4 protein-coding genes are annotated in these 14,204 nt (G+C 70.7%); 1 reads left to right on the forward strand and 3 read right to left on the reverse strand.

What is annotated here, in order from left to right; translation table 11 throughout:
• Positions 1–226: 226 nt before the first annotated feature.
• The 3 genes from QN245_RS18000 to QN245_RS18010 form a co-directional block, all read right to left on the reverse strand.
• Positions 227–2,122: a S8 family peptidase gene (locus tag QN245_RS18000; RefSeq protein WP_317843809.1), complete on the reverse strand. Its 1,896-nt coding sequence runs from the start codon at positions 2,120–2,122 to the stop codon at positions 227–229.
• A 156-nt stretch (positions 2,123–2,278) separates the two neighbouring features.
• Positions 2,279–9,265 carry an ESPR-type extended signal peptide-containing protein gene (locus QN245_RS18005; protein WP_317843810.1) on the reverse strand — a complete coding sequence of 2,329 codons (6,987 nt, stop codon included), beginning with the start codon at positions 9,263–9,265 and terminating at the stop codon, positions 2,279–2,281.
• A 1,051-nt stretch (positions 9,266–10,316) separates the two neighbouring features.
• Positions 10,317–11,459 carry a hypothetical protein gene (locus QN245_RS18010; RefSeq protein ID WP_317843811.1) on the reverse strand — a complete coding sequence of 381 codons (1,143 nt, stop codon included), beginning with the start codon at positions 11,457–11,459 and terminating at the stop codon, positions 10,317–10,319.
• Positions 11,460–11,572: 113 nt separating this feature from the next.
• Here QN245_RS18010 and QN245_RS18015 point away from each other — a divergent pair, with 113 nt between their 5' ends.
• On the forward strand, positions 11,573–14,194 hold the full coding sequence (locus tag QN245_RS18015; protein ID WP_317843812.1) for a methyl-accepting chemotaxis protein: 2,622 nt from the start codon (positions 11,573–11,575) through the stop codon (positions 14,192–14,194).
• Positions 14,195–14,204 lie beyond the last annotated feature (10 nt).

Here is a 14,204-nt window from a genome sequence, read left to right on the forward strand (position 1 = left end):
ATCCGACCCGCTCCCCTGCCGCTGTCTACCGGGCGGCCAGGAAGCGGGTGCAGGCAGGCCCGTCGCGGTCATCGGCCTGACATCCTGGCAGGACATGCTGATAAGTTGCGTAGCGCACCATGGCGACCGCGGAGCAGGCCGCACGGCGCTGCCCCCCCAGACGCAGGAAACCCGGCCGCAGCCGGGTTTCCTGGAACCGCATGGCGCTTCCCTGCGCCGCGTGCGCTTACTGGCGCGCGACCAGGCTCACGCCGTTGTAGGCGCTCTCGCCGACCAGCTTGATGTAGTAGGTGCCGGCCTGCGGCGCGGTGAAGCGCACCGTCTCGTTGTTGCCCGGACGGGTCGACTTGGCGTCGGCGTTGCCGGTACCCGGCTCCTTGCCGAAGCTGACATACAGCGACACGTTGCCGCTGCCGCCGTAGGTGAGGAAGCTCAGCACCGCACCGGCCTTGGCCTCGAAGCTGTACAGCACCTCGTTGCCCGCGGCACCGGCGAGGCCCGCCACCGCCACCTTGTTGGTCAGCGCGGTCGCCGGCGGCGCGCACTGCTCGGTGGCCGGATCGCACGGTTCTTCCAGCGCCTTGGCCAGGGCGGCCTTGGCGTCGACGATGCCGGTGCCGATCGGGGTGCTGGACGGGATCGACACCGGGAACGGACGCGCGGTCTGCTTGAGCAGGGTCTCCAGCGCCGCCGGGGTCAGCGGTGCCTTGCCCGCGGCGATCAGCGCGCTCTGCACCAGCGCACCGACCGCGGCCACGTGCGGCGAGGCCATCGAGGTGCCGCCCAGGCCCATGTAGGTGTAGCTGCCGGAGGTGGGCGTGGTCGCACCGTTGTACCCGTTCTGCCAGATGTAGCCGCCCGGGTTGCCGTCGACGCTGCCGCCGCCGCCCGGACCGGACAGGTCCACCTTGGCGCCGAAGTTGGAGTAGTAGGTGATGCCGCCGGTGATGCGGGTGGCGCCGACCGCGATCACGTTGTCGCAGCTGGCCGGGCTGAAGTTGGCGGCATTGGCGGTGCTGTTGCCGGCGGCCACCACCACGGTGGTCCCGCGCGACACCGCGCCGTTGATCGCCTCCTGGGTGGCGCTGTCGCAAGCGCCGCCGCCGCCCAGGCTCATGTTGATGACCTCGGCCGGGTTCTGGTTGGCCGGCACGCCGGACACGGTGCCGCCGGAGGCCCAGATGATGGCGTCGGCGATGTCGGAGGTGTAGCCGCCGCACTTGCCGAGCACGCGCACCGGCAGCACGGTGGCGTTGGGCGCCACGCCGGCCATGCCGATGCCGTTGTTGGTGGCTTCGGCGACGGTGCCGGCGACGTGGCTGCCGTGCCAGGAGCTGTCCTCGGCCACCGAGCCGGCGTAGCACTCGTTGTCGTTCTCCACCCAGTCGCCGTAGTCCAGCGCGCCCGGCACGCGGGCGTCGGTCGGACGCCGCGAGGTCGCCGCGTCGGAGATGAAGTCGTAGCCCTGCAGCAGGTTCACCGCCACGTCCGGGTGGTTCGGCAGGATGCCGGTATCGAGCACCGCGACCACCACGCCGTCGCCCTTGGACACATCCCACGCGGCCGGCAGGTTGATGCCACCGGTGGCGTTGCTGTAGTGCCACTGGTACTGCGCGTACAGCGGATCGTTGGGCACCAGCTGCGGCTGCACCTGCGAGGCGGCCCGCAGCACATCGACCGGGCGCAGCTTGGCGTCGACCTGCGCGTACTTCACCGTCGGGTCGGCGGCGATCTCCGCCACCACCTTGTGCAGGTCGGCCTTGCTCAGCTTGCCGGTCAGGCGGATCAGGTCCGCGCCGATGCCCAGGGTGCGCACGTACTCGGCGCGCACGCTGGCCGCGGCCGCGCGCGAGATGCCGTTGCCGCCGCCGAGGCTGGCGCGGCCCACCGCCGACTGCACGGTCGACAGCTTGGCGCTGCGGTCGCTGGCCGCGGCGGTGCCGGCGTTGTAGCGCACCAGGATGCGGTTGGAGGTCACCGCATCGGCCGGCGCGGACGTGCCCGGTTCCTTGACCGGCAGCGGCGCCGAAGCGCTGGCCGCGATCGCGCTCGAGGCTCCCAGCGACATCGCCAGCATGGCGGCGGCGATGGCATTGATACGAAGGTTTTGCTTGTCGATCACGTTGACGTCCTCTTCAAAGTTTCGTGGATCAGGCGACAGTTGCGGCCGTAAAACTCCCTTTTCCGAATCCGTTGGCCGGCCCAGCCAAGGTCCTGTGGTCTGCCCCCTCAGGCCATTGCGTGGCGGACGGCGGCACGCGCCGCCGTCCGCGATGGATCACCAGCCGAAACCGGCACCGATGCCGATGGAGCTGTCGTCGCTGCTGAACGCACCGCCGATGGTCACGGTGGCGCGATCGCTGAAGGCACGCTGGTAGCCCACCGACAGCGCCGACTCGCCGTTCTGGAAGCCGATGCCGGCGCCGACCCGGTTCTGGGTGCGGATGCCGGCGGCGCTGGTGGCCATGTTGAGCATGGCCGCGCTCATCGCGCCCTGGCGGTCGATGCGGCGGTCCTGGTCGCGCAACCGCGCATCGACGTCGCCGCGCAGCACCTCGAAGCTGTCGGCCATGGTGCCGAAGCGCGCATCGGTGTACGACTTGGCGGTGGCCACGCCGTTGTCGAGCTGGCTCTTGTTGACCGCATCGGTGGCCTGGGTGCCGGCGGCGACGTTGGCGAGCTGGCGCTCGTTGCCGGCGCTGCCGATCGAGACCGTCTGCGCACGATCGGCCACCGAACCCTGCCCCAATGCGACCGCACCCTGCGCCGTGGCGCTGGCGCCCTGGCCGAGGGCGGTGCCCGAAGCCGCGCTGACGCTGGCGCCCTCGCCCATCGCCACCGCATTGGTCGCCACCGCCGCGATGTGGCTGTTGGCGCCCACCGCGGTGCTGCCGTCGGCATTGACCTTGGCGTTGCTGCCGATCGCGGTGTCGTTGGGGCCATGCGCATACGCGCTGCCGCCGATGGCGGTGCCGGTGACGTCGTTGGCGCGCGCGGCGGTCCCCACCGCCGTGGCACTGGAGGCCACCGCCACATTCTCGCCGACCTGCGCAGTGCCGATGCTTCCGGACACCGGCGTCGCCGCTGCTGCAGTGGCAGCCGTCGCTGCCGACGCCGCAGGCGCAGCCTCGGCCTGCACGGCCACCGCACTGGTACCGACCATGCGTGCGCTGCGTGCCGCGGTGGCGCTGCCGCCGCTGCGCGCATCCAGTTCGCTGACCTTGCCATCCAGCGCTGCCAGCGCCGCGCCGACGTTGTTGTAGCTGGCACCCTGGATCACGTAGGTCGGCGCCACGAACAGGCCTTGCGCACCGAGCCCGGCACCGCCGCCCAGGAACGTGGCCATGTTGCTCAGCGACTGGTACAGCTGCCCGCCGTTGATCGCCTCGGTGCTGCCGGCGGCAAGGCTGCCGGCGGTCAGGTTGACGATGCGCCGGGTGGCCGGGCCGCCGCGGCCGTTGCCGCTGCCCAGCGACACGGTGTCGGCCTCGTACACGCGCGAGCCGGCGCCGAGCGCGACTGCGTTGTCCGCCGAGACACCGGCATTGGCGCCGAGCGCGACGCCGTTGCTGCCGCTGTTGCGGACGAAGCTGTTGTAGCCCATCGCCACGCCGTTCTCGCCGATCGCATTGGTCTGCAGGCCGATCGCGGTGCTGCGCGCACCGGTCGCCGAGCTGCCGGCACCGTTGGCGGTGGCACCGGCGCCGGCGGCGACGCTGCCCACGCCCAGCGCGGAACTGCGCAGGCCGCTGGCGATAGCGCCGGCACCGGCCGCGGTGCTGTCCACGCCACTGGCGCTGGCCACCGCGGTGCCGGAACTCTGGAAGCGCGCACTGGTGTCGCCGGCGGCGGTGGCCACCGCGTCCAGCTGCGCCTTGTTCACCGCATCGTTGGCGTTGACCGCGGCATCGACATTGGTGATGCGGCGCGTCGCCGGTGCGCTGACCCCGTTGCCGCCACCCACCGACACCACGTTGGCTTCGCTGGTGCGCGCGCCCGAGCCCAGGGCGACGCTGCCGGCGCCGCTGGCCGACGCGTTGATGCCCAGCGCCGTGGCATTGGTGCCGCCGAAGGCGAAGGCGTTCTGGCCGATCGCGGTGCCGCCCTGCGCCGTGGCCCAGGCGAACTGGCCGACCGAGGTGGTCTGCGCCGCCGTGGCCCAGGCCGAGGCACCGAGCGCGGTCGCATCTTCGCCGGTGGCGCGGGCGCTATTGCCCAGCGCCGACGCATAGGCACCGGACGCGGTGCTGCCCCACCCCAGCGCCGAGGCGTAGTTGCCTGCCGCCGCCGCGCCGTAGCCGAACGCGCTGGTGCGGGTGCCGCTGGCGGCGCTGAAGGCACCGACCGCGGTGCTGTAGTCGCTGCTGGCGGCAGCCTTGTAGCCGTCGGCAGTGGCCTGCAGTCCGCTGGCGATGGCACCGGCGCCGCTGGCGCTGCTGAACGTGCCGCTGGCCTGCGCCCCCGCGCCCAGCGCGGTGGCGCCGGCGGCGCTGGCGGTGGTGGTGCCGTCGAGCAGCACGTTGCCCGACGCATCGGTGTAGTACAGCGAGCCGCCGATCGCGGTGCTGGATTCGCCGGTGGCCGTGGCGTTGTAGCCGGACGCGGTGGCGTAGCGGGCACCGGCCAGCGCACCGCTGCCGAACGCCGAGGCGCCGGTGCCGTAGGCGTTGCTGGCCTCGCCGGCGGCGGTGGCGTAATTGCCTTCCACGTAGCTGCCGACATCGTCGGCCGGATCGCTGCCGCCGCTGGCCTTGAACTGCTTGCCGGTGGCATCGGCGGACTGCTTCACCGCGTCGAGCTGGGCGACGTTGACCGCGTCGGTGGCCTCGGTACCGGCGGCGACGCTGGTGATCTGCCGCTCGTTGCCGGCACTGCCCACCGAGACGGTGTTGTCGCGCGCCGCCTCGGAGTTCGCCCCCAGAGCCACGCTGTTGACGCCGGACGCGTACGCGCCGTAGCCGAAGGCGCTGGCGCTGTCGGCGCTTGCGTAGCTGAGGCTGCCGAGCGCACTGCTGAAGTCCGCGGTGGCGCCGGCGCCGGCGCCGAACGCCGCGCTGTTGGCGCCCGAGGCCTCGGCCGGAATCAGGCCGAAGAACGAGGTGCCGCCGACCGCCACGCTCTCCTCGCCGGAGGCCACGCTGTACTCGCCCACGGCCACGCTGCCGCTGCCGGAGGCGGTGGAGGACACGCCGACCGCGGTGCCGTAGCTGCCGGACGCCAGCGCGCCATAGCCCAGTGCCGAGGACAGGTAGCCGGTGGCCTCGCTGTAGCCGCCCAGCGCGGTGCCGCCGGTGCCCGAGGCGGTGCTGCGGAAGCCGGTCGCCGTGGCCTGGTTGTCCGAGGCCACCGCTTCATTGCCGGTGGCAGTGGCGTAGGTGCCGCTGGCCTGCGCACCGGCACCGCTGGCGGTGGCGCCGATCTCGCTGGCCTGGGCGTTGCTGCCGATGGCGATGCTGTTCTCGCCCGACGCCTGGCTGGTGTTGCCCAGCGCAACCGCGTCGACGCCGCTGGACACGGCGTTGAAGCCGATCGCGGTCGCCCCGGCAGCCACGGCATTGGCGCCGCCGCCGAGCGCGGTGGCACCGTCGCCGGTGGCGTTGGCCGCCTCGCCGGCGGCCAGCGCGTTGTCGCCGTCGACCAGCGCACCGGCATCGCTGTCGGCGCTGCCGCTGGCCTGGAAGTACTTGCTGGTCGTCGCCGCCGCCTGCTTCACCGCATCCAGCTGCGCGACGTTGACCGCGTCGGTGGCTTCGGTGCCGGCGGCGACGTTGGTGATCTGCCGTTCCTGCCCGGCACTGCCCACCGACACGCTGTAGGCGCGGTCGGCAACCGCCCCGGCACCCAGCGCCACCGCATTGGCGGCGGTGGCCTCGCTGCCGGCGCCGAGGCTGATCGCGCTTTCCGCATCGGCCACGGTGTTGGTGCCGATGGCGATGGTGTTGACCTGATTGCCCAGCGCCTGGAAGCCCATCGCCACGCTGTAGTTGCCGTAACCGAAGGCGCCGCGGCCGACCGCGGTGGCGCTCAGACCCGGCGCCCAGCTGTTGAAGCCGATCGAGGTGGCGCCGCTGCCGCTGGCCCATGCACCGGTACCGAACGCCGAGGCATTGGCGCCGGTGGCCCAGGCCGAGGCACCGAACGCCGACGCGCCGTCGGCAGTGGCCCAGGCGTAGGCGCCGACCGCACTGGCGTCCTCGCCGCTGGCCCAGGCGTTGTCGCCCTGCGCCAGGCTGTAGTTGCCGGTCGCGCGCGCCTTGTAGCCGCCGGCGGTGCTGTGGTCGCCGGTGGCCTGCGCACCGTAGCCCGTGGCGGTGGCGACGCTGCCGGTGGCCTGCGCGCCCGCACCGAGTGCGGTGGCGTTCTCGCCGGCATTGGCGCCGACCAGCACCGGCTTGCCGTCGGCATCGACGATCGGCTGGTTGTACTGGTCGTAGGCCTGGCCGCGGCCGCCGATCGCGGTGCCGCCCGTGCCGCCGGCGCTGCTGCCGTTGCCCAGCGCCACCGCGTCGTCGCCCATCGCCGCCGCGCCGCTACCGAACGCCGCCGCGCCGCTGCCGTAGGCATTGGCCGCATCGCCGGCGGCCAGCGCGCCCTCGCCGTCGGCATAGGCGCCGACCGCGCCGCCGCCGTGCGCGAAGAACTTGGAGGTATCTTCGGCGGTGGCGCGCACCGCATCCAGCTGCGCAAGGTTGACCGCATCGGTGGACTGCGTGCCCGCGGCGACGTTGACGACCTGCCGCTCGCTGCCGGCATCGCCGACCGACACCGTATTGGCGCGGCGCGCCACCGCGTTGGCGCCCAGCGCCACGCTGTCGGCGGCCAGCGCGGTGCTGTAATAGCCGACCGCGGTGCTGTTGGCGCCGCTGGCCCAGGACTGCGCGCCCAGCGCGCTGGCGAAGGCGCCCGGCGCATAGGCGAAGTAGCCCAGCGCGGTGCTCTGCAGGCCCGAGGCTTCGGTCATGCTGCCGTTGGCGGTGGCGTAGTTGCCCGAAGCGATGGCACCGGCGCCGAACGCGGCCGCATTGGTGCCGCTGGCCTGGGTCTGCACGAACAGGCCCAGACCCGGGATCAGGTCGGCCGGACCGCCGACCGCGACGCTGCTGGTGCCGGTGGCCGCGCTCTGCGTGCCGACCGCCGTGGCGTAGTCGCCGGTGGCATTGGCCACCGCGCCGAAGGCCGCCGCCTGCGCACCGCCGGCGTAGGCGCCCACGCCCACCGCCGAGGCGGCGAAACCGCTGGCATCGGCGCTGGCGCCCAGCGCGGTGCCACCGACCCCGGCGCTGGTGGCGCCGGTATCCACCGCCACCCCGCTCTTGGTGATCAGCGGCTCGCCGTTGGCGTCCACTGCCACCCCGCCGACCGCCACCGCCGCCGGCCCGGTGGCCTGCGCATTGGTGCCGAAGGCGGCGCTGTTCTGCCCGGCCGCGACCGCGCCACTGCCCACGGCGGTGGCCCCGTTGTTGAGCGCATCGGCGCCGGCGCCGAGCGCGGTGCTGCCGTTGCCGATGGCATTGGCGGCCTCGCCGGCGGCCAGCGCGTCGTCACCTTCGACGTAGGCGCCGGCATCGCTGCTGGCACTGCCGCTGGCCTGGAAATACTTGCCGGTGGTGGCCGCGGCCTGCTTCACCGCGTCCAGTTGCGCCACGTTGACCGCATCGGTGCCTTCGGTACCGGCGGCGACGTTGGCGATCTGCCGCTCCTTGCCGGCAGTGCCGACCGAGACGGTATTGGCGCGATCGGCGACCGTGCCCTGGCCAAGCGCGACGCTGCCGCTGGCGGCGGCCTTGGCGCCGTAGCCCAGCGCGGTGGAATCGTCGGCCTGCGCCCAGGACGCGGCGCCGAACGCGGCGCTGGAGGCGCCGTCGGCCGAACTCAGCCAGCCGACCGAGGTGGAGAACGCGCCGTTGGCCCAGGCACCGGCGCCGAACGCGCTGCCGCCCTCGCCCTGCGCCTCGGTGGTGAACAGGCCGAGCACGCTGCCGCCGACCGCGGTACTGGACGCGCCGCTGGCCAGGCTCGAATAGCCCAGCGCCACGGCGTTGCCGCCGCTGGCGTTGGCGCCGTAGCCGACCGCGGAAGCGAAGTCGCCACCGGCCTGGCTGAAGCCACCGTTGGCGGTCGCGGCCAGCCCGGTGGCCGCGGCGGAAAAGCCGGTGGCGGTGCTCTGCAGGCCGTCGGCGCGCGCCGCCGTGCCCAGTGCGGTGGAGAACGCACCATTGGCCTGCGCGCCGGCGCCAAACGCGCTGGCGCCCTGCTCGGCCGCGGTGGTGGTGCCTTCCAGCTGCACCTGGCCGTTCTCGTCGACGATCGACAGCGCACCGCCGACCGCGGTCGCCGAGGCGCCGACGGCGGTGGCGTTGCTGCCGACCGCGGTGGCATTGCCGCCCAGGGTGGTGGCGCCGCTGCCGAGCGCGCTGGCGCCGTTGCCGATGGCGTTGGCGCCTTCGCCGGCGGCGATCGCATTGGCACCCTCCACGTAGGCACCGGCATCGCTGGCGTCGCTGCCGCTGGACTGGAAGTACTTGGCAGTGGTGTCGGCGGTCTGCTTGACCGCGTCCAGCTGCGCCACGTTGACCGCGTCGGTGGCTTCGGTGCCGGCGGCCACATTGGTGATCTGGCGTTCGTTGCCGGCCTTGCCGACCGAGACGCTGTCGTCGCGGTCGGCCACCGCATCGGCGCCCAGCGCCACGCTGTTGCGGCCTTGCGCGACCGCGCTGTTGCCCAGCGCGGTGCTGTTGAAGCCGCTGGCGCTGGAGAAGCCGCCGACCGCGGTGGCGTACTCGCCCGTCGCGTCGGCCGCCACGCCGACCGCGGCGCTGGCGGCGCCGGAGGCGATGCTCTCGGCGCCGAGCGCGGTCGCGCCATCGCCGCTGGCGGTGCTGTAGTAGCCGAGCGCGCTGGCCTCCACGCCGCTGGTTTCGCTGAGCGTGCCGCTGGCCACGCTGCCGTCGCCGCTGGCATTGCTGGCCGCGCCGGTCGCGGTGCTCTGCGCGCCGCTGGCGTTGCTCTCTGCACCGACCGCGGTGGCGTAGTCGCCGCTGGCGCTGGCGTTGTCGCCGATCTGCAGGGCCTGCGCCTGGGCGCTGGTGGGAAGGGCGCCCGCGCCCAGCGCCAGGGCGATCGCGCCGGCCAGGGCCAGGCCGTGTGCGCGTGCGGCGCGGCGGTCGCGGACGACGGCGCCGCGCGCATCGCCGCTGGCCAGTTCCGATGCCACGACCCACATCCCCAGTGCGTTGTTCCAGACCTTGCGATAAATCCGATTCATCGACGACTGCTCCTCAATTCGGCTGGTTTTGGTCAAAAAGCCACCCTCGCCCGGCGTTCCGGCCGGCCGACCCCCTGTCGGTTTTTTGGTGCCGCACGTCCCTTACCGGGACGCGAGAGGCTCACGCCTGTCGCTGCTCGGAGCTGTAGATGAACCGAGGTGGAATGCGGAACTGACTCGAGTGTTAACTCGGCTTCGGAATTACGTCAAGTTTTTGACTTGATGAGACACAGGTCGTGACAAAAGCCGCGAATTCAGCCTGGTTTCGTTAATTTTTCGACAAATATCAATGAAAACAATCAGGTCACGTCAATTTTTCGGCACGCACCTTGCCATTCTTGACATGCCGCCTTTCCGGCGATTTCTTTTTCTGTCAAGGACTTGACGCAAAAAGGTGGTAAGTGCGCCCTCGGACCGCCGACGCATGCCGAAGGCCGCACCAGACGGACGCGGATGGAGTCGATTGCGCGAAATGCGGCCCCCGAGAGCGCGCGAGGGGGACCTGGACGCATGGCCGTGATTCGGTCCCAGCTCGGGAGCCGCGGATCGTTCGGCAGGACGGTGTTGGTTTGCGCACGGCGCAGGCATGCAGGGGCGTCGCCACGGCGATCAGCCGAGAGAGATGGTCAGACGCGCAACGCCTTTGCAGGAGCGGTCTCAGCCGCGACCACGCCCCCTCAGCACAGGCGGGCAGGCTGCATCGAGGAATCTCCTCGCGCACAAAACGACCGCATGCGGTCCCTCAGGCGCAGTGGCCAGCCTGGGCAATTCCCGCGTCGGCAGCTGCGGTGCCGCCCGCTCCGACACATGCGGACGTGACAGCACGCGCGTCGTAGCGCGTGCCCAGCGGCCGGCCTTGTTTGCGCCCGGCAGCCGCGCCGTCGTTCGCCGCAGCTCGGGTCGGGCATCGTCCATGTGTGGCAAGCGTGGCGAAAAATTCCGCGCAAGGCACCAGACTCGCTGCTCCGGCATCAGATGGCACGGTGCCACAGCAACGACGTGGATCGAAACCGGAAGGTCTTCTTCTCCCAGGAACGCAACACGGCAACCGCTAGAAGTAGAACCCGATGTTGAGGTTGAACCGCGAGTGCCACCTGGACCGGTCGCCGTCGTCGATCGCGATACCGTCGCCGCCTGCGAACCACATGTTCCTGCCGGCGATCCAGTCCAGATAGGTCAGCATGACGCCCTTCTTGATGCTGCACCCGGTGACGTTCTGCGAGGACGAACGCAGGTCGGGCCGATCGTGGGTGGGCAGGGTCATGCTGAAGTTGTTGTAGCAGGTCACATCGTCCAGCCAGCGTCCCTTGCCAAACGAATACGCGATGTTGGCGGTGGGGACATCGGCTTCGGCGGCGATCTCGAACGGCGCAAGGAACGCCGACATCGCGATGCGATCGCTCGGGACCGCGTAGCGATAGCGCGCCCACTGCACCTGGCTGGTCCAGCCGCCGCTGCTCCACTGCGCGTGCAGCGCCGCGGCGCGATGCCCGTAGCGGCGGCGATCCTCGACATCGAGTATCTGCCCGGAAAACGCCGACGCGCCAAGCAGGAGGCTGCCGTGTGCCAGGTCGACGCGGTGTTCGTAGCGCACATTCAGCCGATGGTATTCGCGATAGGGATAGCGCGCCGTCTCGGCGACATCGAACGAATAGCGCGCCGTGCGCGCACCGTCACCGTATTCGTCGCCCGAGAACCAGCCGACGTGCACGGTGTCGTTGCCGTTGGTGCGCATGAGCACCAGGCCCGGGTCGTAATCGTCTTCGATGCCGAGGTAGTAGCCGGACCCGAACCAGAAACTGTTGGAGGCAGTCGGCAACAGGCCGAACGGCACCTGCTGGATGCCGGCCTTCAGCACCGTGCGATCGTCGACGTTCCAGCCCACGAACGCATGATGCACCGCATTGAATCCGTCGTACCAACGCTGTTGCGCAGAGACGAAGAACGGACCGTCTCCCGCATTCAGGTCGACCCGCAGCAGTTCCAGATCGAGGCCATGCGTGGGGCCGTAATCCAGCCAGCCGTAGTTGAAACGGACCGCTCCGCCGAGCTTGAAGTAGGTCTCGGTGTTCTGAGTGTCCTGTGCGCATACATGACCGCTTAAGGCAGCGGCCAGCACGAATAAAAGCCCGGAACGAAAGGACATGAGCGTGACCGCCTCCCTGGTGGTTGTCGCCAGACCAGTATCGGCCACGGCAGGCCCAGCATGAGCATGAAAACGGAGATCAAGTTTGGCGCGGGGACGTCGATACCTCAGCGCAGCGGTGTGCCCAGCAGGGTCGCCCATCATCCACAACGGGAGCAGCAATGAGCAGGACCCTCGTCCGCCGTCACAGCGTCGCCAGTCGTTTGATGATCGGCACCGGCATCATCGCCCTGCTGTGTTTCGGCATGACCGCCGCCATCACCTATTGGCGCAGCAGCCATGCCTTGCTCGACGCGTCGCATGCCATGCTGCGCGAAGCGGCGCGCCACGAGGCGAGCGATATCTCCTCGGACATCGGTTCGGCCTTCGACGCCGGCGCGACCCTGGCCAACACCTTTCGCATTCAGCGCGGCGCCAACGGCGTGAGCCGGGACTCGGCCGCCGCCGTGCTGCATGAGCAGCTGCGTCTTCACAAGCGCTGGCTGGGCATCAGCACGCTATGGGAGCCGAACGCGTTCGATGGACACGATACCGCCAATGTCGACGCGCCCTTCCACGATGCGACCGGGCGCTTCATGGTGTACTGGTCGTACCAGAAGGGCGAGCTGGTGCGCGAGGCGCTGCACAGCTATGACAAGCCCGGCGAGGGCGACTGGTACCTCGCGGCGCGCAACAGCCACGCGCCGGTGGTGATCGAGCCCTACTACTACCCGGTGGCCGGCGTCGACACGCTGATGACCACCTTGAGCACGCCGGTGATGGACGGCGACAAGTTCCTGGGCACGGTCAACATCACCATGTCGCTGGATGCGCTGCAGAAACGCGTGGCGTCGCTGCATCCGCTGGACGTGGGCCAGGCGATGCTGCTGTCGCCGACCGGCGCGGTGATGGCCAGCGCCGATGCCAAGCAGGTGGGCAAGACGCTGTCCGATGCCCGCACCCAGGCGATGCTGGCAAACGTGCGCGCGGGACAGATCAGCAGCGACGAGGCCATGGTGGCCGGCGAGGACTGGTTGCGCGTGTTCGTGCCGATGCGCCTGGGCCAGGCGCCGCAGGTGTTCGCGCTCGGCATCATGGTGCCCAAGCACCACGTGATGGCGCAGGCCCGCACCTTGCTGTGGGTCATCCTGGCGGTGGGACTGTTCTCGGCCGCCCTGCTCGGCGTGTCGCTGTACCTGCTGCTGCGGCGGCAGGTGCTGGCGCCGCTTGCCGAGGCGGTCAAGGTCTCCGCAGCAGTGTCCTCGGGCGAATTGAACAGCCGCATCGAACCGCGCCGCATGGACGAAATGGGGCAGCTGCTGCAGTCGATGGGCAGCATGCAGGCGCAGCTGCGCGCGGTGATCGAAGCGCAGGACGACATGGCCAGCCGGCACGATGCCGGCGAGATGAGCTATCGCATGGATGCGGCGCGCTTCCCCGGCGAGTACGGCCGCATGGTGGCCGGCACCAACGACCTGGTCGATGCGCATGTGCAGGTGCAGCGCGAGCTGGTGGCGGTCATGTCGCGCTACGCGGTCGGCGACATGCAGCCCGACATGCGCGCCTTGCCCGGCGAGAAGGCGGCGCTCAGCGATGCGATGGCGGCGACCAAGCGCAATCTGCAGGCGATCAACCGGCAGATCCTCGCCCTGGCGCAGGCCGCCGCGGCCGGCAACTTCGCCACCCGCGGCGATGCGCAGGCGTTCGACCACGATTTCCGCGGGATGGTGGAAGGGTTGAACAACCTGATGCAAACTACCGATACCAACCTGGCGGAGGTGTCGCGGTTGCTGCAGGCGATCGCCACCGGCGACCTCACCGTGCGCATGAACGGCGAGTTCCGCGGCGTGTTCGCGCAGATGCGCGACGACGCCAATGCCACGGCCAGCCAGCTGGCGCAGATCGTCGGCAGCATCCAGACCTCGGCCGCATCGATCAAGGGTGCCGCCAGCGAGATCGCCGCCGGCAACCAGGACCTGTCGCAGCGCACCGAGCAGCAGGCCGCCAACCTTGAAGAAACCGCCGCCTCGATGGAAGAACTCACCTCCACCGTCAAGCAGAATGCGGACGGCGCGCGCCAGGCCAATCAGCTCGCCATCGGCGCGGCCGGCGTGGCCGCGCAGGGTGGGCAGGTGGTGGACCAGGTCGTGGAGACCATGCGCGGCATCGAAGCCTCGTCCAGGAAGATCGCCGACATCATCTCCGTGATCGACGGCATCGCGTTCCAGACCAACATCCTGGCCTTGAACGCGGCGGTGGAAGCGGCACGCGCCGGCGAACAGGGCCGCGGCTTTGCGGTCGTGGCCTCGGAAGTGCGCATGCTCGCGCAGCGCTCCTCCGGCGCGGCCAAGGAGATCAAGGACCTGATCGAAGACTCGGTGCAGCGCGTGGCCGAAGGCTCCACCCTGGTGCACAGCGCCGGCGCGACCATGAGCGAGGTGGTGGCCAGCGTGCAGCGGGTCACCGACATCATGGGCGAGATTTCCGCAGCGTCGCAGGAACAGTCGGCCGGCATCGCCCAGGTCAACCAGACCATCACCAACATGGACGAGACCACCCAGCAGAACGCCGCGCTGGTGGAAGAAGCCACCGCCGCCGCGCGCTCGCTCGAGGACCAGGCGGTGCAGCTCACCGAAGCGGTGGCGGTGTTCAAGCTCGATGCCGCGCATGCGGCCGCGCGGCAGGCGGTTCCAGGCCCGACGGCACCGCCAGCCAAGCGTCCGACGGCCGGCCGCCCTGCCGCGTCCCGGTTGCGCGCTGTCGTGACCACGCCCGACAGCGACAACAGTTGGAAAGAGTTCTGAAACAGGCGCG

Origin of the sequence: Xanthomonas rydalmerensis (assembly GCF_033170385.1) — a bacterium.
Lineage (GTDB): Bacteria > Pseudomonadota > Gammaproteobacteria > Xanthomonadales > Xanthomonadaceae > Xanthomonas_A > Xanthomonas_A rydalmerensis.